The organism is Shewanella sairae, assembly GCF_023283535.1.
In the GTDB taxonomy this organism is placed as follows: Bacteria; Pseudomonadota; Gammaproteobacteria; order Enterobacterales; family Shewanellaceae; genus Shewanella; species Shewanella sairae.
Window position 1 is genome coordinate 1 of the sequence record NZ_JAKILT010000012.1, and the last position, 23,198, is coordinate 23,198.

Consider the following 23,198-nt stretch of genomic DNA (forward strand, 5'->3'; position numbering starts at 1 on the left):
TTGATAACTGGTTACGCCAGTGATGAAATGCGGATGGTGAAATATTCTCCTGCCGGCAGAATTCGGCTTGCGAGAGCGAGCTGGCACTCCACCGTTCTAAGACCGCTCGTTTCTGGTTAGTGGTGAGGCGGGGACGATACGTAGTCATAGGATGTTCTCAGAATGGGATTTGTTCTGAGATTATCTAAACGTTGCCCCTCAAGGAATCCGTCTTATATTGATCGCTTACATTGCTTTAGGGCATTGCTTAGAAGAGCAAACCCAGGACTTTAAGCGGTTTACCCACGGGGTGTGCGCAGCGTACTGTTTTGGCAGAGTACGTAGGACAACAATTTTACGTGCGCCACGTTTATAGGCTTCTTCAACCGGAAGTGGTGCAGATAAACCGCCATCGACTTGAAAATCATCGTTGATTTTTACACCTTCTCGATAAAGGAGCGGTAGGGCGCTAGAGGCCTTTAATAAGGTTAGCCAATTTTCCTGGTTTGGGTTAAAAAAGCTTGCTTGATAGTTAGAGCTATTAGTGGTCGAAATCAGTAATTGCCGATGTTCTAGTTGTGTTAGCCCTTTTTGTAGATCCAGTTGATGCGTTACTGAATTGTCCGCTGACTCGATAGCCACTTGGTCAAAGTACCAGTCTAAGTCGACAGTACTTTGTCCCTTAAGCGGGCGGCTTAAACTGAAGAATTTAGGCGAACTCGAAAACTCAGTAATGGATCGATTCGCAAAGCCTTTCTGTTGAGTGATGTAACTCGATAAGTTTTGCGCGCCTGCGGACGTACCTATTAATAACTTAAAAGGGTTAAATTTCTGCTCTAACCAAGCATCTAAGATTCCTGCAGTAAAAATTCCACGGTGCCCACCCCCTTCAGCAACTAATGCGGTGTGCGAAATAGGAGTATTGTTCATTAAGTTTTTTGTCTCTGTCGCTTTGGCTGCGATATTTGGTGGCATAACAAGTTAGTTAGTTTGTGGAAATTGATAAGGCTAATCTATGCTTTATTTTGCAACTTGTATAATTGGTAAAATCAATTGATGAGATAGAAAAATCCCATAAGTAATATCTAATCTTCGAGTGATAAAAAAAGGAGCCATTAGGCTCCTTGTGTAAATCGTAATCTGTATCCCGCGTGAGATAAGTTATTGCTAGATTAGACTGCTAGAGAAAAGAATATCCCCGCAATTGCAGCGCTCATAAGGTTTGAACAGGTTGCTGCAACGACGGTACGTAGTCCGTATTTTGCAATGAAATCAGTTCTTGATGGACACAGCGTACCAAGACCACCGATTAAAATGCCCATTGAGGCTAGGTTCGCAAAACCACATAGTGCAAAGCTGATAATCACTTTACTCTTCTCTTGTAATACTTGCAGACCCGCTGCTGTTACTTGGGCGTTATCTTTTAAGTACGGTGCTAAATCGCTATAAGCAACAAACTCGTTAACAATAAGTTTTTTACCTATCATAGAGCCAGCAATTGCCATGTCTGCAGCTGGAACACCCAGTAAGAATGCAAGAGGAGCAAAAATCCATCCTAAGATCCCTTCAAGTGAAAGCTGCATGCCGATGACGTCACCAAGGCTACCGAGTAGGTTGTTGGCAAGAGTAACAAGGCCAATCATGGCGATTAGCATTGCACCAATTGCAGCTGCTAGCTTAAGGCCACTTGCGGCGCCTTCACCTGCTGCTGCAAGTACGTTTACCGGCGGTTTTTCATCGAATTGGATTTTATTATCCATTGTGTATGTCGGTGTTGTTGTTTCAGGCAGAATCAACTTAGCAAACAACACACCACCAGGGGCTGCCATGAATGATGCGGCTAATAGGTATTCCATATCAACGCCCATCATCGCGTAGCCAGCCAATACCGTGCCTGATACAGATGCCATACCACCACACATTACGGCGAAAAATTCAGAGTCGGTCATTTTTGCCATGTAAGGTTTAATCACCAGTGGTGCTTCACTTTGACCAACAAAGATGTTTGATACTGCTGACATTGATTCTGGCTGCGAAGTACCAAGTACTTTTGCCATGCCGCCACCGATGATGCGAATGATAAACTGCATAATGCCTAGGTAGTATAGAACAGCAATAAGTGCAGAGAAGAACACTACAAGTGGCAATACGTTTAATGCAAAGACAAAACCTATTCCCTCTACAGAGAAGTTCACCAGGTTGCCAAACAGGAAGCGAATACCTGCTTTACCACTATCTAAAACAACGTGCACACCGTGTGACATTGACTCTAGAGCTTGTCGACCTAGTGGCACATACAGTACAAATGCACCTATTAATACCTGAAGACCTAGTGCTGCACCAACAGTGCGTAATTTAATAGATTTTCGACTTACAGAACACGCAACACCAATGCCTAAAAGCACTAGCATGCCAACAAATCCCATGAACATCATATCGGTTGCCCTTTATTTCTTTACGCTGCTAACGAACGCATTAATGAGTTTTAGGAAGTCACTTTCAGCGAGCTTGGCGCATTTTAGTGTTTGTTCGTGTGACAGCTTTACATCACCTAGACCTTCAGCCATATTGGTGATAGCACATATTGCTAGTACTGGTAGACCGCAATGTGCTGCTGAGATAACTTCAGGAACAACTGACATACCCACGACATCACCACCGATGATTTGCATCATGCGGATCTCTGCAGCAGTTTCGAAACATGGGCCAGGGTAGGATACAAATACACCTTCATTGACTGCAATGTCTTCTGTTTTAGCAATAGCGAGTGCTTGTTCACGTAGATCTTTATCGTATGCATTAGCAAGACTAAAGAATCGAGGGCCATATTTGTCGTCATTTGGGCCCGTCATAGGCGTACTAGGCATAGTATTGATATGATCAGAGAATACGACTAGTGACCCTACGTCAATGCGCTCAGGGCGAAGTGAGCCAGCCGCGTTTGTCACAAGCAGCATTTCACAACCTAAGGTTTTGAAAGTGCGCACTGGCGGAGTCATTACTTTCATCGACTCATGTTCGTAAAAGTGACCACGGCCCTTCATGCACGCAACAGGAACGCCGTTTAAGTAACCTAATACAAGTTCACCACTGTGGCCTTCAACTGTGCTGACTGGGAAGCCATCAAGTTCCTCATAACCAATGCTGACTTTGTCTTCAAGCGTATCAGCAAGGACACCTAGGCCTGAACCTAAGATCATAGCGATTTGCGGTTTAAACCCTGGTTTGTATTTCTCTATGGTGGCAACAGCATTTGGGACAGGATCGTACAGAGACATTTTTATATTCCTAAGATGGACTTTGTTATTGGCCTCACGATATTCCTAAGCTAATTTGATTAAAATCGCTAAAAATGACGCTATTGTGCTGTTTTTCGGTACATTTGTGGCCTTTAAAAGTAGCGCTAGTCGATCTGATAATTAAAACATCGACTAATGCAGAATTTTGATTACGGTATAATCAAAACAGATTAATGGCACGAAAATATTGGGTACTAAATTTGTGAACAAAGACCAAACTAAAAGTGCGTTAGATCTCAAAAGCCTGTATTGGGCTGAGCGGATCAGTATGAAAATGCTGCGCTATTTCTATGTCGCCAGTCACTGTCAAAGTTTGACGCAGGCTGCTGAGCAATTGCATATTTCTAAGTCGCCGCTTAGCGCGCAAATGCGAGAGCTCGAGTCTGTATTAGGGGTAAAGTTGTTCAATCGTGAACAAAGAAGTATCCAGCTAACAGAAGCAGGTTTGTTGCTTCGTGAGCAATGCCAATCGATTTTTAATGTGATGGAAAGTTCGATTAATCAAGTAACCCAATATGCGCGGCACAGCCAAGGATTATTAAGGCTTGGCATAGTCAGCTCAGTATTCTGGGCGGGATTTGGCCATGCTTGTCAGCAGTTGAAACAAGAGTTTCCGAAATTTCAATTCGAGTTCATCGAGCAGTCACCACAACAACAAAAGGTGGCGTTGTTTAATAATGAAATTGATATTGGTTTTGTTCGTTACGCAGATACGTTAGATATTGCTCCATTAGAATCATGCAACTTATATTGCGAACCTATGTGTGTGGCACTATCGGATAAGCATCCATTAAGTCAACACAAGCAGTTATGTTTGACAGAGCTGGCTAAAGAGCACTTTGTCATGATGAGCCAAAAAAACTCTGCCTCAGCGCAACTGGTGGTCAATCATTGTATTAAAGCGGGTTTTATACCAAGGCTAGTGCAAGAAGTGGTAGAGCCAATGACATTAATGAATGTGATTGAAAGCCGAGAAGGTATCTCTATTGTGCCACAGAGTTTTAGTCGTCAAGGTTGGCAGCATATTCGGTTTGTAGCGTTAAAGCAGCAAATCAATGCTCATATTTGTGCAGTATATAATCCGCAAAAGATTACGCCAGAAAAGCACTCACTTATTCGCTCAATTCATCTTTTTATGAATAATGAAAGCGTTAATCACGTTATATAAATTATAGCTATTTTTCTAGTGGCAATATTTTAAAAAGCCTGCCTAACTGCAGACTTTTTAAACGGTTTTTAGTTATTTATCCGTTCTTTAAAAGCTTTCCGAGTTTCTTCATCAGCTTGCTGATACCAAAAGTCGAGCATTTGGCCAACATTAACTTGCTGGTTAGTCTTTGCTGCTTGAGTAGCGCTCACCTGCTGAGTTTTGGCTGGAGCAGTAACATTCACCACAGCGATGGCGGGGACCGCGACCATTGCATTGTTCATTCCTGTTGAAGGTGTAAGCTGCAGTGAAGCGTTTTGAGACGTTAAGTTGTAGGCAGCAATTTCTTGTTCGTAATCTCGACCTAGTTGTAAGCCTTCTTTCAGTAGCTTGTCTTGCTCAAAATGAACGCTTTGATCATTGCTGTCGACTAAGGTGATCTGCGGGTTTTTATTAAAGTTGTCTGCGGCACTGTTTGAACGGATCCTTGGCAAAGAAAGGCGGATCTCGCTGTTTTGCTCATCGAATTTGAGAATAATAATGTCAGATTTAAACTGTGCTTGAGTACCATGTTGTTGATAGCGCCCAATATAGCGAAAAGCGATTTGATTGGTGCCATTATTAAGTTTGAGTGTGTCATTGCCACTACTATCGTTGCCGTTAACTAACACAAGATCGAGATTTGAAGGCAGATCAAGCGTTACCTCGGCAACAGCATAGGTATTAAAAAGTAATACAGAACTGCATAAGGCAGCGATATAACGATTCATTAGGGATCCTAACTAAGAGTAATGATCTCTTTATAGCAGAATGACATCAAACTTGCATGGCGAGAAGCCTATATTGCAACCTCGCATGCAAATGCTTGGAGCTTAATAACAGTTTATTAATTATTTTGTGAGTATAATCAGTACAAATGCTAATGAGGGAACTTGAGTGCTAACTAAAATACTGATTACCGTGCTGGTTATTGTAGCTGCTATGCTTTATATCCGAAGACCTAAAGAGCAAAGTCAAAGCACGCGGGTTAATACTAAAGAGCTGGCAAGTAATATCAAATTACGGGTTGTAGGCTATATTTTAATTGCACTATCACTTATTGCTACTGCTGCATATTGGTATTGGGATTGGAATGATAGCCGTCAGGTTGTCAGTGTAACTATAGTGTCACCAGTTAGTGATGAGTCGGTTGTTTATCAAGTAAGAAAGAAAGATATTACTAGCAATGAAATAACAACTATTAACGGTATTCGCATCAGATTATCGAATCAAGAGCGAATTATCGTTGCAAATCCTGTAAATGAATAATATTTACGCTCTTTTTTACGCTTTCCCCTTTGTAATATCGCTTTATGCGTTAGAATGGCGCACGTTTTATATCTAGACTATTTGTTGCTACACGCGCTTAAAAGGAGGAGCTATGATTACTGCCTATGCCTATAAGGATCGTAAACTGACGATTTTTGAATTGAGCATAAAGGACACTATCCCTCCCGGTATAATTTGGTTAGATCTATACAAGCCAGATGAGCAAGAGCGTGAATGGTTGAGCAATTTCTCTGTTGAAGATGTACCTGATGAGGAAGATATTAATGAGATTGAAGCGTCTGCTCGTTTTTATCAAAATAACGATGGTTTACATATTAACTCTCTTTTTCCGCAGCGTGCAGGACAAGATGTAAAAGGGGTTAACGTTTCATTTAATCTACGTCAAAACTATTTACTCACTCTGAGAGACGAAGATGTTGGCCTTATTCGTTTGCTACGTAACTACTTGCGATTAGGTAAGATTGAAGCGAGTACACCGGTTGCATTATTACTGGAGTTGTTTAATTTAAAAGTCGATTACCTTTCAGACTTGATTGAGGATGTGTACACAGTTCTTGAAAATGTCAGTGAAGAGGTTTTTAAAAACGAAGAACTAGACAATGTATTTAAGCTTATCACTCGTCAAGAAGACTCGAATGGTAAGATCCGCTTAAGTTTGCTCGATACACAGCGCTCTTTGCGATTTATGCAAAAGTACTATCGTGGTCAGTTGTCGGATGAAGAGTTTAAAGATCTACGAGAGATGTTGTCAGATATTGAGTCACTGATGCCTCATAGCCAGTTTATTTTTGATAAGTTGAACTTTTTACTTGATGCTGCGATGGGCTTTAGCGGATTACAGCAAAATAAGATCATTAAGATTTTCTCGGTTGCTGCGGTTGTTTTCTTACCGCCAACAGTAATAGCCAGTGCTTACGGAATGAACTTTGTTAATATGCCCGAGCTTGATTGGCGTTTTGGTTACCCCATGGCAATAGCCATGATGTTTGGTAGTGCCGCGGGGACATACTTTTTCTTTAAAAGAAAAAACTGGCTGTAAATAATAGTTTCAAACTAACAAAGAAAAGCTCGCACAAGCGAGTTTTTTTATGCTAAGTACTTTGTTTCTTTTGCGCATTTTTTTGAATTGGCATTACCTGCGCTTTATGTTGAAAAAATGCGTTTGGTTGGCTATAGACTTGATTAAGCACGGCTAATTTTTCAAACATTAACAGGCTCGTCACTTCACAGCGCTGGTAGGGAGTCTTGCACAATGCTAAACGTTTATTTAAATGGTCGAGTAAAGAAGTGAGGCTTGCTCGGTTTGCTTTACTGCTTTGAGCTATCGCTTCTTGATTACATTTTTGCTGTAACTCATCAAGTTGATGGGGGTTATTTTTTGCGAGCCATAATAATTTGTCAAAGTTAGGCAGCTCTGTCATGCGCGCCTCCTCTTACAAAACAACTTTAGTACTATTAAAGTTAGTTAGTCAGAGGAGTTACTGCAAGAATTTAACTATCGATATAGGGTTTCGTGCTGTTAATTTGTTCTTTATCGGCGTTTTGGTCTATTTTTCTACACCAAAAAAGTAACTAATTTTATCTCTAGGGTTTAGGTATTTGACGATCTTTTCAGGTAAGCCTGCCACCGGGAGGCAGCGGACAATCGTCAATCCTTCAGATGCGAGATCTACGATAGGAGCTTGATCTTTAGGTACGTGCGGGTCGTAAACTAACACTCTTGGAAGTAGCAATTGGCTTAAGTTTACAGACATGACCATGGCAAATTGGCCTGAGGTTAATTCAACAATACTTCCCGGAGGATAGACACCTAGCATTTTTACTAATCTACCAATAACTTGTTGATTAAGTTTTGTTTTGTAGTTTTTATATAGGTATCCTAGCGCAGCATATGGGGTTCTGCTTTTTCTACTACGATCAGAGTGGCATAAGTTATCGTAGGTATTTACAGCACATACCAATTGACTTAATTTATCCAATTCACTCTCTTTGCGCCCTTTAGGTGTTCCGCTCCCGTCTAAAAATTCATGGTGGTTTACAATAATGGGTAAGGCTTCTGCTGGAAAATTGTCGGCAACAGTGAGCAATTCAACAGCCATCGAAGGATGTTGATTAAAGTAGTTTTGCTCTGCTTGAGTAAATGGTTCTGATTTGCGTAATAACTGGGTGGGGATTTTTAATTTTCCGATATCATGAAATAACGCGCCCATGCCAAGAAGTTCAATTTCTGTACGACTCCAACCTAATTCTTTTGCAATAAGCATTGAAAGCACGGCGATGTTTAAAGAGTGGTAGTAGATACTCTCGTCACCTTTTGCATCTGCCATTAAATGCAGTACAAGTTTGTCATCAGTGAGTAATTGGTTGCATATATCATGAACTAACTCTTGTGCTTCAGTCACTGCAGCAAGTGGGCGATTACGTAACTTATTCATTAAGTTACGCATCATAGCGACATTACGAACGAACTGTTTTTCCGTTTTTTGTAAGTGCCTTCTTAAAGCTTGTTGGGCTTCAATGCTTTTCGTTTTTTGTTCGCTGAGTTTATTCGACAACTGATCAAGATTATTGTCTATAATGCGGGTATTTTTGTTCGTTTCTACCGCAGACATGGGGGCGGTGTCACTTCGTTCAGGTTGAACGACAACATATTCAATACCTAGATTCTTGATTATCTCTATTTGAGCTTGCTGTTTTATTTTGAAGCTATTAAAGATAAATGGATGGTCTTTCCATGCAAGGGGTAACTGGACAAAATTACCGACTTGAAGCTGGCCCACGGCGACTTTACTACTATTTGTCATGATTACTATTTTAGCGCATTTAAGATCTGTTATATTACCTTAGCTTTTATAATTTACAATTACTTAACTGTAATAAATTGGATCTCTAACGTAACTCAAAGGTGGATAAATGGACTTTATTGAGCTTTACCCTAATGCACTTCCGGATGCGTTTTGTGATGAGCTTATTCATCGGTTTGAGCAGCATTCTGGTATCAGACCTGGTGAAACGGGTAATGGAGTCGATAAGGCGAAAAAGACGAGCTTAGACTTAATGCTTGATTCTCACCGTGACTTGGCAGATCTTAAGAATCGGCTGCTTGGGTATACGCTTACTCATGCTACTCAATATTTTGATAAGTATTCAATGGCATTAATGGGCGCAGTGGCTGTTAATGTTGCTGGTGATGATGGTGAGTCACTGACGCTAACACCAGATAACTATCAGCAGCTTGGCAAAGGTAGAGCTGAAGCTCTCGTGAAGTATTTATACCGTAGTGGTACCATTAATATACAAAAGTACTCAAAAGGAAAGGGCGGATACCCTCATTGGCATTCTGAACAGTTTCCACAGCAAGGGCATAACGAGGCGCTGCATCGAGTTGTGCTGTATATGTTTTATCTCAATGATGTAGAAGAGGGAGGTGAAACAGAGTTTTATTACCAAAATAAATCGATCAAGCCTAAAAAGGGCACCATGGTTATAGCACCCGCAGGCTTTACGCATTCACATCGGGGAAATGTTCCTCAAAGTAATGATAAATATATTGCGACGTCTTGGATAATGTTTAACCGGGCTGAACAGTTATACCAAGCCACCAAGTAGCACTATCAATGTAGCTGTGGCTTTAGTATCAAAGGAAAACCTCAGAAACTAAAGCCATTTTTAATAAGCGCTAGATAGGGATAGAAATCCTAAAACAGGCGCCTTCAAGGTCGGATGTTTCTATACTGAGTCGACCGCCATAGCTAATCACGATTTCATTACATACTGCTAGACCAATACCTTGGCCGGCTTTTTGGGTGTCTGCGCGTACCCCGCGTTGGATGATATTTTGGCGAATGCTCTCTTCAACACCAGGGCCGTCATCTTCAACGAGTAATTCAAATTCGCCAGCATCATTGTAGTAAGATGACACTCTAACTTTAGTGATGCATAGCTTAAATGCATTTTCCATTAAGTTACCGCAAAGCTCCATCAAATCGCCTTTATCGCCGGGAAATACGTGTTCCTCGGGGATAACGGATTCAAACTCTACTTGTTTATCACGGTAAACTTTAAATAGCATTTGCGAGAGCTGCTCAACTAATGGCGAAATCTGAGTTTGTTCCTGTTTTAATCCCTTGCGGCCGAGCATAGCGCGTTTAAGCTGATATTTTACTAGTTGGTCCATTTGACTGACTTGCTCCATGATTTTCTCACTGCAAGCGTCTTTATCTAATGTTTTATCATCTGTAATAGCGTGCACTGCAGCCAAGCGTGTTTTAAGGCTATGTGCAAGATCATTCATGGCGTTTTGGTAGCGCTGTTGCTGAGCACTTGATTGGACGAGCAATTGGTTTAGTGCTTGGGTGACACCTTCCAATTCAACAGGGTAACCTTCTGAAAGTGATTTTGACTTACCGCTATTGACCGATTGCAACTCGTTTCTGAGGCGAACTAAAGGACGCATCCCCCAATAGGCGGCACTAATCAGTAAAACCAGTGCTAACGCGAGTACAAAGGCAAGGCGGATATAAGTGAGACGACTGAATTTACTGTATTCTTGCTCAAGCTTTTCAGCATCCTTGAGTACGAGCAAATTATATTTTTTGTTGGCTATTTCTAACGCTAATAGGTAGACAAAATAGCCTTTATTATCAGCCAAAGAAAGGTAATAGGGCGGAGAGGTATTTCTGATTTCATTAAAGCGTTCGCAGGTATCAAACAAGCCTCTATCTACGGCTAACGATGAAGTCCAAACTTGGTTAAAAGTGTGGTCGCAACTGGCTATGATATAACGTTGTGTTGCATTATTATCTTCTAACCATTCATCGCTATTATCAGGGATGAGATCATGCTCCCTAAGCTCTGCGGCAACTTGAGGGATTTCGGCTATCAATTCTGCCGTTTCTTCATTGTAGCTATTTTGCGCATGAAGAATATTCACCATCCAGGCTAGCCCGAAGCCCACAAGTGCGATAATGGATAAAGATGTTAGAAACATCCGCGTTAGCAGACGTTTCTTTGGCTTGAACCTTAACTGCATGGCAAATTAAATTTATAGCCTTGACCACGAATCGTCGCGATAGGGTTTTCAAGACCATCTTTAGTGAGTTTTTTACGTAAGCGGCTTACCATTACTTCAATCGTATTTGGATCCCCTTCTTTATCGCCATAGATAACATCAAGTAAACGTTGTTTGGCTACGACTTCATGACAATGGCGCATAAGGTACTCAAGAATAAGGTACTCAAACGCAGTGACCTCCATTGGCTGCTCATGCAAGGTGACTTGTTTTGCAGCAAGATCAATTTCAAGTGGACCGCTAGTAATTTGCGGTTTTACAAAACCAGCGCTGCGACGAACAAGTGCATCTAGACGAGCAACTAGCTCTTCTTTTTGAAATGGCTTTACAAGGTAGTCATCGGCACCAGCATTGAGACCTTCGACTTTATCTTGCCAATTAACACGCGCAGTTAATATGAGTACAGGCGCTTTAAGGCCTTGATCACGCAGGCTTTGGATCAAGCTTATACCGTCTTGGTCGGGCAAGCCTAAATCGACAATAGCGACATCAATGGGGTAATTAGTCGCTTGGTAAAATCCTTCTTTAGCTGTTAATGCTACTTGAACTTGATTGCCTAACTCACTCAGTTGCACTTTAAGGTGGTGAGATAGGATGGGATCATCTTCAACAACTAATATTCGCATAATCAAAATATCCTTGAATTCAATACAGATTAGTTTACGCAGAATTATCGTGACTGCCAACTATGTGTTTTTACTATTAAAGAGTTTACGCCCTATAAACTTAACAACGGCTGAACTTTGTCTTTTAAGGTTTTTATTGCGCTTTTTATAGCCAAATTAGCGATGTTCCTCTATAGATTTAATCAATTTCGGGGGTGAACGTTATTTTGTACGGTTATTTCTAGGTTTATTGCTGCTTTTTCGTTAAGGTTACGTAAAATTTTACCGATTGAAGGGTTGAAATATGTCAGTTGTTAAGCGATTAGCTGTTTTAGCTATGTTATTAGTGGTGCCGAGCGTAATGGCTCAAACGTTTACATTTACTGCCATTCCTGACGAAGATGAACGTCAGCTAAGAACCCGCTTTGATAAAGTGGCTGACTACTTGCAAACAGAGCTAGGTGTTGAAGTGAAATACGTACCGGTAAAGTCATATTCTGCCGCTGTTACGGCATTTCGTAACAATCAAGTGCAGTTAGCTTGGTTTGGAGGTTTGTCTGGCGTGCAAGCAAGGCGCTTAGTCGATGGTTCTAAGGCCATTGCTCAAGGTTATGAAGATCAGTTTTTAAAAGTTACTTTATTGCACATGCATCGACTGAAATCGTTCCTAGCGACAGTTTTCCAAATCTAAATGGCTACACATTTACGTTTGGCTCAAAAAACTCTACGTCAGGTCGCTTAATGCCGCAGTTTTTTATTGAGCGTAATTTAGGTAAAAACAGTAAAGATGTGTTTAAGCGTATTGGTTATTCGGGCGATCACAGCCGCACAATTACTCAAGTACAAGCCGGTGTTTATCAAGTTGGCGCGGTTAATTACAAAGTGTGGGAGAGTGCGGTTGCGAATGGCAAAGTTGATTTAAACAAAGTGAATGTCATTTGGGAAAGTCCTGCCTACCCAGATTATCAGTGGACGGTTAGAGGGGATGTCGATGCAAGCTTTGGTAAAGGCTTCAGCAAAAAGGTCGAAGCGGCATTGATTGGTATGACAGATCCCAAATTACTTAACAGCTTTCCAAGACAATCGTTTGTCCCTGCTGACAACCAAGATTATGAGCCAATAGAAGACGTGGCGAAAGCGATAGGCTTGATAGATTAATCCCATGTTAGCCCTGAGCAATGTCGTTATCCATTTTGATGGTAAAGAGGCGTTAAATATTGCTAGTTTAAGTATTAAGGCTGGCGAGAAAGTCGCTATAGTGGGCCCATCAGGTAGCGGCAAGTCAACGTTAGTTCATCATATATATGAGTTACTGCGCCCAAGCGCAGCGCTTTGCTCACAAAGGCAGGGGTTAGTCGAAAACTTAAGTGTTTATCATAATATTTTTATGGGGGCACTTAATCGCCATTCTTGGTTTTACAATTTAATCAATCTCGCTTTGCCCTTTAAACAGCCACTAAATGAAATTGGTCAGATTATGGATCGGTTAGAGCTAAGTTGCCCTTTAACACAACCCACGGCGAGTTTGTCTGGTGGTCAGCGGCAACGAGTTGCCTTGGGGCGGGCGTTGTTTCAGCAGCAAGCGGTATTTATCGGTGATGAGCCATTTTCAGCATTAGATCCTATTATGGGACAGCGTTTGCTAGCAGAAGTATTGTCTGCGCATGATACGGTCATTATGGTGTTACATGATGTGAATATGGCGCTCGAGAACTTTGACCGAATCATTGGCTTGCAAGCAGGACAGAAAATCCTAGATTGCCCTGTCGACGAGCTTAATTTTGAGACCTTACAAGATTTCTATCAACAAGCGGGTTCCTGTCAACAGAACTTAACCGCGGAGTATTCATCCGAGCTAGACCTGGCTAAGAACGTTTAATTTTGCCAGCTCAACTTGCTTCTTTTATCGCTAAATTCTGCTTTGTTGGTTATTGGCAAAAAGTCACTCTAGTACTCTGGTCTGTTGCGTGTTTGTGTTTTTACTTTGCAGATACCGAAATTATCGCGCTTGACCCTTGGCATGAGTTGTTGTTGATTGCTAAAGGCTTTATCACTCCTGATTTTTTTGCCACAGAATACTTGCTTTATGCACTGTGGCAAACCGTTAGCTTTGCGCTTTTAGGATGCTGCTTAGCTTTACTTATCGGTACTCCTTTATCTTTGGTATATCACAAGCCTTTTGTCGCTTCTGTGTGTGCATTTATTCGATCAATTCATGAGATTTTTTGGGCTTTATTATTCTTACAAATATTTGGGCTTTCACCATTAACAGGGATTTTGGCGATTGGTTTACCTTATGGCGCCACGTTTGCGCGGGTATTTAGTGATAATCTGCAACAGGCTCCTGCGACAACAATGCAGACCTTACCCCATAATGTCGATCGGGTAAGTCGTTATATATACGGTAAAGTTGTTCACGTTTTGGTGCCCATCAAGGCTTATATTCGTTACCGATTTGAATGTGCATTAAGAAGCAGTGCTGTTTTGGGCTTTGTGGGGATGCCGACGCTTGGCTTTTATTTAGAGTCGGCCTTTCGACAAGGGCATTATCAACAAGGTGCAGCTTTACTGATGTTGTTTATCGCACTGATAGGCACTATTCCTTATTGGGGGCGGGTAAAGCTATTGCCGGTGTATTTTATTTTAGCTATTTGGGCTTTGCCAAGCATTCCTGTTGTTGATAGCGCACTGATTGGGCGTTTTCTGAGCCAAGACATATTGCCGCCTATGTTGCAGGGGCAACAACTACAACAAGCGTTATCGGCAGATAACTTTACTGCCGTTAGCGACCTGCTTTACGAGTGTTCAACTTGGGTTGCAGGCTTGCTTTATGAACAAGCCTTGCCTGGCGTTGTTGGTATGTTGCTGCTGGCGCTCACCGCACTGGGTATGAGTCATATCTTGGCTGTTGTCGGTTGTGCTTTGAGTGACAAGCGATTTAGCGGCAAATGGTTGGCAAGGGGGAATCGGTTTTTGTTACTGATTTTACGCTCTGTTCCTGAGTATATTTTAGCTTTTATTTTTATGCTGTTACTTGGCCCCTCAATGTTACCCGCCATGCTTGCCTTAGCTTTACATAATGGCGCTCTGATTGCGTATCTTAGTCTACGTCAAGCTGATGGGGTTGAGGCCTCTCGTCATTTTAATGGCAGACTCGATGGTTATGCTTATGAGGTATTACCGGTTATTTATCCAAATGCAATGGCGCTACTGTTTTATCGTTTTGAAGTTATCTTACGTGAAACGGCTATTTTAGGCATGCTAGGAGTCGCGACTCTAGGGTTTTATATCGACAGTAATTTTGCAGAGATTCGTTTTAATGGAGCACTACTGCTAATGCTGGTGGCAGCATTGATAAATATTGCAGTTGATATTGCTAGTCGCAAAGTGTTGCAGGCAAGTTTATTGGCGTCAAATCGCAGCGGACTTGCTGATGTTGTACTGAATAAGAAAGCGCTATCAGCCTGTCAGAGGTGATAAGCGCTATCGCTTTTCTAACAGGCTATTCAAGGTTTACTGATTAAATTAACAGTTCAATGACTAGCTAAAAATCTTACGTTTGTTACGAAGGTTAATAATGCCATTCCCGCACCAGGCTGCTAATAGCGTAAAGGTAAAAACGCCTGCCATAATTGCACTTAATCGGTACCATGGCGCCTCTGCTAAGATCCGCAGCTGAATATATTCAAAACTGCTTACACCCCAAACTAAAAATGCTGAAGCGACCAAGCCTAGTTGCAGTAATCTTGTGGCCCAATTGGTTTTTATGAACAGCAGGAGAGGGCTAATGGCAAAAGCAATACAAGCTTCAGTTTGGCCAAAACGTAAAAAGTGTGCACCAATAAGAAGATACGCTAAACAAATAAGAACGATCCGCCACCACATAAGACTTTACCTTAGAAAGAGTATTGCTGATTATGTTTAAAGCTTACGCGAAAGTATAAGGGGTATTCTATAGGTGGCTTCACAATAATGATATTTGGTCATTTGTTAATTACAAAGAGCTGCAAAGTAGGTACTGCGCTTACTCTTCGTCATTACTCATGGCTTGTTTTATTTCATCACTACTAAAGCCTTTGCGGCAGAGATAAGCGTAAGCGTTAGATTTTTGTTTATAGTCAGATAAATCGTAACGTTTTTTATTTAATTCTGCTTGGCAGCTTTGATAAAAATCGACCCGTCCCTCTATGCTAAGTTGATATAAGGTTTGTTCAAAATCACTGACATCGATTAAACGCTGTTTTAACTCTTGAAAAATCAGTGTTTCTCCTTTGCCTTTATTAAAGAGTTTAATGATTTCAGTAGCTAAATCGGCTTTATCGGCTTTGACTGCAAGTTTACAACGTAAGGTATCTTTTGCTGGATGTTGCTCAAGGGCATACTCAATCTCTTGTTTGGAAAAGCCCTTGTTGGTCATCTGGGTATAAACTTTTTCTTTATTGGTTGCCTGAAAGTTTTCATATTTGCTTAGCAAGCGTTCTGTCGCCATGGCGTAACTGTCGATGGCTAATTCGTCAGAGACCTGTTCTAAGGCGTTTTCTATATCGGCAACGGCAACGCCACGAAGCTGTAGCTTTCGTTTTATCGCTATCGCGCCTAGTTGATGACTAAAGGCGAGCTCACAAAAACGCACTGAGAATGCAAAGTCAGTTTTTAAATAACCAGCTTCAATTAACCTTGCCAGTACGGTATCTATCCATGTTTGGTTATCGGTTTTACGCTCAAGTTTGCTGCGCATTTCATTAATCGTAAAATCTTGTTGGCCAAGGTGCCAGTAAGCGCTATTAAATACGTTTTCGATAGTCTTAGCTTGGCGAAGTGGCGGGCGTTGTGTCATGGACAAGTCTTAAGTTAAACAATAGTCAGAGCTAGTCTAGCAGAAGCACGGATGAAAACGTATGGCAGCGAATTTAACGAATGTTATAGCTAAGCTGAATGGCTTGCGATTAACCCGATAATGATGACTGTTGCAACACTAATAAACACCACTCCAGTGATAAAGTTTATAACAGGGCTGGCTTTTTTCATCTTAAGCTGGATATTAGGTTGAGATAACACCACTGCGATAAAGCTAAACCATAAAAACGATAAGCTAAATAGTAAAGTTGCCGCAAGCGTCTTGGTCATTATGGTGACTTGTGGGGTGATCAAAGTGGAGAACAGGGTAATAAAAAACACTAATGCCTTAGGGTTTAATATATTGGTATAGAGACCCTGTAAAAAACCTTGTCGTGCGGACACGCCAGTATGGTGGGTTGTTTGTTCAAGAATGACGGGATCTTGCCAATGCACAACAGCAGCTTTTATTGCACCAATACCCATCCATGCCAAATAACTCGCACCAGCAAGTTGTACAATACTAAAAAGAATAGCTGAGCTTTGAATAATTAAGCTAACCCCCGTTAAACTCAGTAACGTATGTCCAAGAATGGCGACTGCAATTCCTAATGCAGAAGCAACAGCAGCTGCACGGGACTCCTGAGTTGCCAGTCTGACGACTAAAGCAAAGTCAGGACCCGGGCTGGCGAGTGCAACAATATGAATGATTGCCAGAGAGATGAGTAATTGTGATTCCATTAAAAGTCCAGAGAGTTATTTATGCCACTTAGTTCGGATTATTTTTAAGCTGCACTTTCTTGTGGCTGATAAATTAACACGATTGTTATCAATCAGCCCGTGAATAATTGACAGAATTCACCCATAATAGAATCCGATTTTATGCCTATAGTCATTGGAGAGTAGAACGTGAAAGGACAGATCTTAAGAGAAATGAAAGTGCTTAAGGCAATTGACCCAACTTTTGAAATACAAAGACGAGTTGCTTTTATTAAGTCAAAGCTTAAGCAAGCGAGCACCACCTCGTTAGTGTTAGGGATCAGTGGTGGCGTTGACTCTTCATTAGCTGGTCGATTATGTCAACTGGCGATTGATGAACTCAATAAGGATTCTGAGTCGACTCAATATCAGTTTATTGCTGTACGTTTACCTTATGATGTGCAAAAAGATGAAGATGAAGCGCAAATGGCGTGTCAGTTTATTCAGCCGTCTAAGCAAGTTACAGTGAATGTTAAACAAGGCGTAAATGGCGTACATAACGAAACAATAAGTGCGCTCGAGTTGGCAGGAATTGCACTCCCTGATAGTGATAAAGTCGACTTTGTCAAAGGTAACGTCAAAGCCAGAATGCGTATGGTTGCCCAATACGAAATTGCCGGTTTAGTGGGCGGCTTAGTGGTCGGTACCGATCACAGCGCTGAAAACATTACTGGTTTTTATACTAAATGGGGCGATGGAGCTTGCGACTTAGCGCCGTTATTTGGCCTTAATAAGCGTCAGGTTCGTCAGCTTGCCGCCTTTTTAGGTGCACCAGAACGTTTAGTGATTAAGGCACCAACAGCCGATTTAGAAGAGGGTAAACCTCAGCTAGAAGATGAAGTTGCCCTGGGGCTAACTTATGAGCAAATTGATGACTTTCTTGAAGGGAAAGAGGTCAGCGACTTTGTTAATGATAAGCTAGTTGGGATCTACCGCATGACGCAGCATAAGCGTGCGCCAATCCCGACTATTTACGATTAACCCTTGGTTTAGGCATGTGTTATTGATACAAAAGGCGCTTCGGCGCCTTTTTGATGTCTAAGCGCTAACTTGATGTTTAGCACTAACGCGAGAGTATTGACTTCACGAGTTATTGAGCTGTTAGGATAAAAGCGGTAGGCCAACGCTTTGTCTTACGGTATCGATATAACGGTTAGGAAACTGGCGGTAATCAAGGTAAGGACATAAATATATGGGCTGATTAATATGTTTACGGATCAGCGCTTCGGTACCGATTAACGGTTTAAACTCCTCCAGATTAAGCTGCAGACGCTGGGCACTTTGTTGACCACAAACAAAATGCAATTGGGAATGGGCGTTAAGCTTTATCGCCTCGATAGCAATTGATTCGTTTTGTTTTAATAGTTGCAGGTCGCGATAGGTTTTCCAGTCAGTATTCCATACCGAAAGTTTGGCCATGATGGTCATAATTTTACGCCAGTGATTACCATTAGCTTTTATTAACTGTTCCACAGCATCACTACCTTGTGCACACCAACTAGCATCTAATTTAGGTGCGGTAGGAAGATAAAAACAACGGCTCGCCGCAGATTGACCGATAATGCGATTATTTTTATGCAAAGTAAGTCCTCATATTTACTGCCTTAGCCAAAAACGTGTAAGTTAACACTAAACTGATAGCGTATTTAGGATGAATAGCGACATTTATGAAAACCATTATCATCGGTTCGACCAAGCATCTTGCCTTCGCTGTGTTTTATTCTTCTGTCGGTACGGCGATTGCGCTGGTTGCTATGGCAGTATGGTACCTCAATTCAAGACCCGATCTGTCATCTTGGCATACGACAGACTTAACATCAGAATATAACGTTCGCTCAGAGGTCAATAGCTTTGCTGATTACCTTGCGCTTGAAGATCAGTTATTTGCAGAGTTAGACCAGAAACTTCACCAAAATCAGACTCAGCCGCAATATTTCGATATTCTTAATCGTTATGTCAAAGGCAGTTATTCTGACCCTAGTTATTTTTCTCAAGATTGGAATCGCAGTTTTGAATGGCCGCAAGCCAATGCTGAATTCGGCGTGATTTTGCTACATGGTATGTCAGACTCACCTTATGCGATGTCTCACTTCGCCAAACATTACCAAAAAAATGCTTATGTTTTAGGTTTACGGCTACCGGGGCATGGCACGCTGCCGTCGGCACTCACACGCGTTTCTTGGCAGGACATGGCTGGCGCAGTTGCTTTGGCCACTGAGCATATGAAGCAAGTTCTCGGCGATAAACCTTTATATGTTGTAGGTTACTCTACAGGTGCTGCATTAGCGCTAAATCATGAGCTTGAGCGGATTAACAGCAATAAGGAGCGCGATTATGCCGCGATGGTACTCTTGTCTCCTGCAATTGGGCTAACGCCTGTCGCCGCAGGGGCAAAATGGCAAGCAAGGCTGGGGTTGGTATTAGGTTTAGACAAGCTCAGTTGGAACAGCATTCAGTCAGAATATGATCCATTTAAGTATGGTTCTTTTGCGGTTAATGCTGGCGATGTTGTATATCGTTTATCGGAGCATAATTTGGCTCTCATTAACCAACTAGGTAAAGATCGACTTACTGGTTTACCGCCAATACTCACGTTTCAATCCTTAACCGATGATACCGTTGACACTCGCGCTGTGGTTGAGCGTTTGTATCAAAAATTACCGCAAGCTGGGCATGAGTTGGTTTTGTTTGATATTAATCGCAACGAGGTAAACTTGAGCCTGATACTTAATGACCCATTATTGCCATTTGAACCTGTATTAACTCAAGAAAGCTTCGATTACACATTTACGCTGATTGAAAACCAAAGCCCTAAAACAAAAAAAATACAAGCCCGTCGAATTAACGATAGTCGAGTTGAGAGGCTACCACTGAGTTGGCCTAAACAGGTATATTCCTTGTCTCATGTCGCGCTGCCCTTTCCGAAATCAGACCCTTTATATGGACCAGTTGGAGATGACAGTAAGCCACATATTCAAATCGGTATTGCAGCCTCAAGAGGGGAGCGCGGCGTGCTTACCGTTCCGGCGAGTGAAATGATGCGGCAGAAGTGGAATCCTTTCCACTCCTATATGCTCAACAAAATGGATGAGGTTATAGTGGCTCAGTAGGTGAGTCTTTTGCTTCAACTAAGGTGGTAAATACCAGTTTATTGCGCCCTGAATGTTTAGCTTGATAGAGGTTTTTATCAGCCAATTTAACCCAGTCTTCAAGTGATTGACTGTAAGTCCCACTGCCTAATACCGCGCCAATGCTGGTGGTCACATTAAATTGGTGGTTATCTTCACGATCATCAATAACAAGCTGTGATAGCCTCTCTCTAAAGCTTTCTAAATGTTGCTCAATCTTTAATGCATTACACTGTGGCATGATCAATAAAAACTCTTCACCGCCATATCTCACGACAATGTCTGAGGTACGCTTGAAGTCTGTTTTAAGCTGCTCTGCGACCGTTTTTAACGTTAAATCCCCGCTATGATGGCCATAGGTATCGTTAATAAACTTGAATTTATCCAGATCCAGCAAGGCTATGGCAATCACTTCATCAGTGCGTTGGCAAAGGTCTTGGACTTCACGGAACTTATCTTCCGCATAACGTCGGTTATACAACCCTGTTAGCGAGTCTCTTTCTGCTAAGGCTTGCAGCTGGCTATTGGCATGTTCCAACTCAACGGTCCTTATGGCAACTTTTTCTTCTAACTCAAGTTGGTAACCAATAAGTTGCCTTTTACTTTGCTGCAGTCGTTTAAATAGGGTATAGATCTCTTGCGGTGACTCTTCATCAACCGCATAGTCAACACCGCTACCATTTTTATTGGTGCTAAATTTATTGGCGATATTTTCAAGAGGTAGTGTCAATCTGCTACTGATTATTCGAGAGACATATAAGGTTATCAATAGTGATAATACTAATATGGCAAACGTTGCTAAATACATGTCTTCGACCAACTCAACAATGGGTCTAAATGGGTTGAGTATAAACAGTTTCCAGCCGTTTTCTAATGTGACGCTGGCATAGACATACTCCGGTGCCATATCCGTTTGTTGATTGATATTCAGCATTGGGAAAGGACTGATGTAATTAACATTAGGCTGTGAATAGCTAAATTCAGACAAGGTCGTTAGCTTTAGATTTTTAGAGGCATAGATAACTCGCCCCTTTTCATCAATTAACAGCATAGATTGATTTTCACTATGGGTATCAATGTCATCAATCGCTTTGAAAGCGTTTAGGTCTAAAGAGCCTTCAATAATTCCGATTGGCTTGTGCGGTTCGCTGGGGTAATACAGTGGGGCACTCACAGCAACAATAGGATCATTACCAAAACCTTTACCTACAAAAAGTGGCGACATATAGGTGCGCTGATTAATAAAGGCTTCAATAAAGTAATCTCGCTCAGCGATATTTAGCTTTTGAGCGCCGGACACTTTAGAGAGCAAAGATGCGGGACTTGCGGCGATTACATTGGCTTTATTATCAGCAAGTAACATAGTCACAAAACCTGGATAGCTAGCATGCAGTTGCGACAAGAGTATTTGTTCTTCAGCAATAGAATGCTTATTAAGGCTAAGCCATTGAGCAGCATTATTAATCGCTTGAGTGTGAAAGTCTAAATAGGCTTGTGTTGAGGACGCTAAGTGGCTCGCCGAATGGTTAATGTTGTTATAAAGCAAGTTTTGCTGGCGTTCGATAAACTGGTTATTAAACATCATCGCTGCAATTAACAAAGCAATCGTAATCACTAAGGTGAACGAGTAGGTGAGCTGATTGTTAAAGGTACGTCGTTGGCGGTCTTTTACTTTGCTTGTAAAGTGCCAGAAAGAGGGCGTAAGAATGATGATTAATGAAGCAATACTTGCGTATACAAGACCATTAATGCCTTGTTTTAGGCTAACAAATGCAATATGGCTACCTGGGAGATCGGTAAACAGGTAAATGTATAAATAAAATAAAGGCATCCCTAGCAGTAACCAGAAACCAAAACTTGCATAAAGAGCGTATATGTCACGGCGTCGGGCAAAGCCTAAAACGATGGCTTCAACACCAAACAAGATGTAAACATGTAAGCTATCCCAAGCTAGCATTAGACCGCTAACAGCAATGAGGGCTGTGTAAAGCGCATACCAAGGACCCAGCAGTATGGCACTAATAACATAGGCCACATTACCCAGTACGAGCTGAATATTGGCAAATAAGTGAATTGGGTAGAGGTTGACGACTAGGCCAATTAATCCAATTACGGTTGCAAACAGCAACTTGTTTTTATCTATTCTGTGCAAAAGCAATCAACCTTATTGGGTTGCCGTTACTTGTCGACGTATCACGCTATGTCGAAGTTGGCGGTCTAAACCGTTATTTACAATTTATTAACTTTAACAGTTACTGGCAACTATTTTACGCCTTTATGCGATTACTTGTTTAAAAATATCATTGCTTTAGATCTTAAGCTTTGACAAAAATAAGTCGGGTTAAGCTTTTAGATATTTTGAAAAATAAAATTGTAATTAAAAGCATATGTCAGACCTTGCTCACATCCTTTGAAAGTCATCGTGGCGCCATTCAGCATTTGTTCAACTATAACTGCGAATTTAAGTTTCAATTAAGGTTCATTCATATCATAGTTAATTAAGGGCTGCAGAGACTTTAAGTGATTAATTTTTCAAACAGCTTTAACAAAAATAAGCCTTAACAGTACTGTGACATCACAGCTATTAAGTGCGATAACTCCGATTTTAAGGAATGCATATGAAATATTTAACTTTAGTTGCTGCTCTAGCGTTTTCTGCATCTGCTATGGCCGTTAATTGTACTGATTGTCACGAAACAATTAACGTAGAAGAGCACACCGAAATGGAAGCAACCATTGCAACTTGTAATGATTGTCACGACATGGGTAGCGCTCACGAATTAGACAAAGAAATTCACACGCCAGATCTAACAATGAAAGAGTGTGCTGATTGCCACGAGTAATATCGTTGTGATTAAGAAAGCACTGCTAAGGCAGTGCTTTTTTGTTGCTAGGTAATCTATAGTTGCAAAAAAGCCAGCTAATAAGCTGGCTTTTTTAGTATTTGGTCGGGATAACAGGATTTGAACCTGTGATCTCTTGTCCCCCAGACAAGCGCCTTACCGGACTAGGCCATATCCCGAGATATTCATCAGAAGCATTTAT

General features: G+C 41.5%; 23 protein-coding genes, 1 tRNA gene and 1 pseudogene. 10 read left to right on the forward strand and 15 right to left on the reverse strand.

Going from position 1 to position 23,198, the window contains the following annotated elements; all coding sequences use genetic code 11:
• From tnpA to xapA, 4 genes are all read right to left on the reverse strand, one after another.
• A partial coding sequence (tnpA, locus tag L2748_RS06820) for an IS66 family insertion sequence element accessory protein TnpA (RefSeq protein WP_248957677.1) occupies window positions 1–148 on the reverse strand: 148 nt, incomplete at its 3' end.
• 77 nt (window positions 149–225) lie between these two features.
• Window positions 226–954: a patatin-like phospholipase family protein gene (locus L2748_RS06825; protein WP_220782300.1), complete on the reverse strand. Its 729-nt coding sequence runs from the start codon at window positions 952–954 to the stop codon at window positions 226–228.
• A gap of 197 nt (window positions 955–1,151) precedes the next feature.
• Entirely contained in the window at window positions 1,152–2,414 is a 1,263-nt protein-coding gene (locus tag L2748_RS06830; protein WP_220782299.1) for a NupC/NupG family nucleoside CNT transporter, read from the reverse strand.
• A 12-nt stretch (window positions 2,415–2,426) separates the two neighbouring features.
• The gene (gene xapA / locus L2748_RS06835) at window positions 2,427–3,257 is read right to left on the reverse strand and encodes a xanthosine phosphorylase (protein ID WP_220782298.1); all 831 of its coding nucleotides are present in this window, start codon (window positions 3,255–3,257) and stop codon (window positions 2,427–2,429) included.
• 223 nt (window positions 3,258–3,480) lie between these two features.
• On the opposite strand from xapA, the gene L2748_RS06840 reads away from it, so the two are divergent.
• Window positions 3,481–4,446: a LysR family transcriptional regulator gene (locus tag L2748_RS06840; RefSeq protein ID WP_246616215.1), complete on the forward strand. Its 966-nt coding sequence runs from the start codon at window positions 3,481–3,483 to the stop codon at window positions 4,444–4,446.
• Between the two features lie 68 nt (window positions 4,447–4,514).
• Here the strand turns inward: L2748_RS06840 and L2748_RS06845 are convergent, their stop codons facing one another.
• A complete protein-coding gene (locus tag L2748_RS06845) occupies window positions 4,515–5,195 on the reverse strand; it encodes a YccT family protein (protein WP_220782297.1) in 681 nt (226 codons plus the stop codon).
• Between the two features lie 166 nt (window positions 5,196–5,361).
• On the opposite strand from L2748_RS06845, the gene L2748_RS06850 reads away from it, so the two are divergent.
• Together L2748_RS06850 and corA are read left to right on the forward strand one after the other, a co-directional pair.
• Window positions 5,362–5,733: a hypothetical protein gene (locus tag L2748_RS06850; RefSeq protein ID WP_220782296.1), complete on the forward strand. Its 372-nt coding sequence runs from the start codon at window positions 5,362–5,364 to the stop codon at window positions 5,731–5,733.
• Between the two features lie 112 nt (window positions 5,734–5,845).
• A complete protein-coding gene (corA, locus tag L2748_RS06855; protein WP_220782295.1) occupies window positions 5,846–6,793 on the forward strand; it encodes a magnesium/cobalt transporter CorA in 948 nt (315 codons plus the stop codon).
• Window positions 6,794–6,845: 52 nt separating this feature from the next.
• Here corA and L2748_RS06860 read toward each other — a convergent pair whose 3' ends face one another.
• Together L2748_RS06860 and L2748_RS06865 are read right to left on the reverse strand one after the other, a co-directional pair.
• Window positions 6,846–7,175, reverse strand: coding sequence for a DUF3135 domain-containing protein (locus tag L2748_RS06860; protein WP_220782294.1), 330 nt, complete (start codon window positions 7,173–7,175; stop codon window positions 6,846–6,848).
• 126 nt (window positions 7,176–7,301) lie between these two features.
• Window positions 7,302–8,558 carry a cyclic di-GMP phosphodiesterase gene (locus L2748_RS06865; RefSeq protein ID WP_220782293.1) on the reverse strand — a complete coding sequence of 419 codons (1,257 nt, stop codon included), beginning with the start codon at window positions 8,556–8,558 and terminating at the stop codon, window positions 7,302–7,304.
• 109 nt (window positions 8,559–8,667) lie between these two features.
• Between L2748_RS06865 and L2748_RS06870 the strand changes: the two genes are divergently transcribed.
• On the forward strand, window positions 8,668–9,363 hold the full coding sequence (locus L2748_RS06870; RefSeq protein ID WP_220782292.1) for a 2OG-Fe(II) oxygenase: 696 nt from the start codon (window positions 8,668–8,670) through the stop codon (window positions 9,361–9,363).
• A 70-nt stretch (window positions 9,364–9,433) separates the two neighbouring features.
• Here L2748_RS06870 and L2748_RS06875 read toward each other — a convergent pair whose 3' ends face one another.
• Window positions 9,434–10,786 carry an ATP-binding protein gene (locus tag L2748_RS06875; protein ID WP_220782291.1) on the reverse strand — a complete coding sequence of 451 codons (1,353 nt, stop codon included), beginning with the start codon at window positions 10,784–10,786 and terminating at the stop codon, window positions 9,434–9,436.
• Window positions 10,777–11,451, reverse strand: coding sequence for a response regulator (locus L2748_RS06880; protein WP_220782290.1), 675 nt, complete (start codon window positions 11,449–11,451; stop codon window positions 10,777–10,779). Before L2748_RS06880 ends, L2748_RS06875 begins: the two co-directional genes overlap by 10 nt.
• A 283-nt stretch (window positions 11,452–11,734) precedes the next feature.
• Between L2748_RS06880 and L2748_RS06885 the strand changes: the two are divergent.
• From L2748_RS06885 to L2748_RS06895, 3 genes and pseudogenes are all read left to right on the forward strand, one after another.
• Window positions 11,735–12,588, forward strand: a pseudogene (locus L2748_RS06885) (putative selenate ABC transporter substrate-binding protein).
• A 4-nt stretch (window positions 12,589–12,592) separates the two neighbouring features.
• Window positions 12,593–13,309 (forward strand): ATP-binding cassette domain-containing protein, encoded by a 717-nt coding sequence (locus tag L2748_RS06890; RefSeq protein ID WP_220782289.1) that lies wholly within the window; start codon window positions 12,593–12,595, stop codon window positions 13,307–13,309.
• Between the two features lie 2 nt (window positions 13,310–13,311).
• The gene (locus L2748_RS06895) at window positions 13,312–14,907 is read left to right on the forward strand and encodes a PhnE/PtxC family ABC transporter permease (RefSeq protein WP_246616214.1); all 1,596 of its coding nucleotides are present in this window, start codon (window positions 13,312–13,314) and stop codon (window positions 14,905–14,907) included.
• A 63-nt stretch (window positions 14,908–14,970) separates the two neighbouring features.
• Here the strand turns inward: L2748_RS06895 and L2748_RS06900 are convergent, their stop codons facing one another.
• The 3 genes from L2748_RS06900 to L2748_RS06910 all read right to left on the reverse strand — a co-directional run bounded on the left by L2748_RS06900 (window position 14,971) and on the right by L2748_RS06910 (window position 17,007).
• Window positions 14,971–15,315, reverse strand: coding sequence for a hypothetical protein (locus tag L2748_RS06900; RefSeq protein ID WP_220782288.1), 345 nt, complete (start codon window positions 15,313–15,315; stop codon window positions 14,971–14,973).
• 139 nt (window positions 15,316–15,454) lie between these two features.
• Window positions 15,455–16,267: a regulatory protein RecX gene (locus L2748_RS06905; RefSeq protein ID WP_220782287.1), complete on the reverse strand. Its 813-nt coding sequence runs from the start codon at window positions 16,265–16,267 to the stop codon at window positions 15,455–15,457.
• An 89-nt stretch (window positions 16,268–16,356) separates the two neighbouring features.
• Window positions 16,357–17,007 carry a LysE family translocator gene (locus L2748_RS06910; RefSeq protein WP_220782286.1) on the reverse strand — a complete coding sequence of 217 codons (651 nt, stop codon included), beginning with the start codon at window positions 17,005–17,007 and terminating at the stop codon, window positions 16,357–16,359.
• A gap of 168 nt (window positions 17,008–17,175) precedes the next feature.
• On the opposite strand from L2748_RS06910, the gene nadE reads away from it, so the two are divergent.
• Entirely contained in the window at window positions 17,176–18,006 is an 831-nt protein-coding gene (nadE, locus tag L2748_RS06915; protein ID WP_220782285.1) for an ammonia-dependent NAD(+) synthetase, read from the forward strand.
• Between the two features lie 120 nt (window positions 18,007–18,126).
• Here the strand turns inward: nadE and L2748_RS06920 are convergent, their stop codons facing one another.
• Window positions 18,127–18,606, reverse strand: coding sequence for a DUF6942 family protein (locus L2748_RS06920; RefSeq protein WP_220782284.1), 480 nt, complete (start codon window positions 18,604–18,606; stop codon window positions 18,127–18,129).
• A gap of 86 nt (window positions 18,607–18,692) precedes the next feature.
• Here L2748_RS06920 and L2748_RS06925 point away from each other — a divergent pair, with 86 nt between their 5' ends.
• Window positions 18,693–20,135 (forward strand): alpha/beta hydrolase, encoded by a 1,443-nt coding sequence (locus tag L2748_RS06925; RefSeq protein WP_220782283.1) that lies wholly within the window; start codon window positions 18,693–18,695, stop codon window positions 20,133–20,135.
• On the opposite strand, the gene L2748_RS06930 is transcribed toward L2748_RS06925, so the two are convergent.
• The gene (locus L2748_RS06930; RefSeq protein WP_220782282.1) at window positions 20,119–22,305 is read right to left on the reverse strand and encodes a diguanylate cyclase; all 2,187 of its coding nucleotides are present in this window, start codon (window positions 22,303–22,305) and stop codon (window positions 20,119–20,121) included. The genes L2748_RS06925 and L2748_RS06930 overlap by 17 nt on opposite strands.
• A gap of 466 nt (window positions 22,306–22,771) precedes the next feature.
• Between L2748_RS06930 and L2748_RS06935 the strand changes: the two genes are divergently transcribed.
• Window positions 22,772–22,996: a cytochrome c3 family protein gene (locus tag L2748_RS06935; RefSeq protein WP_220782281.1), complete on the forward strand. Its 225-nt coding sequence runs from the start codon at window positions 22,772–22,774 to the stop codon at window positions 22,994–22,996.
• A gap of 102 nt (window positions 22,997–23,098) precedes the next feature.
• On the opposite strand, the gene L2748_RS06940 is transcribed toward L2748_RS06935, so the two are convergent.
• Window positions 23,099–23,175 (reverse strand) — tRNA-Pro (locus L2748_RS06940).
• Window positions 23,176–23,198: the final 23 nt, after the last annotated feature.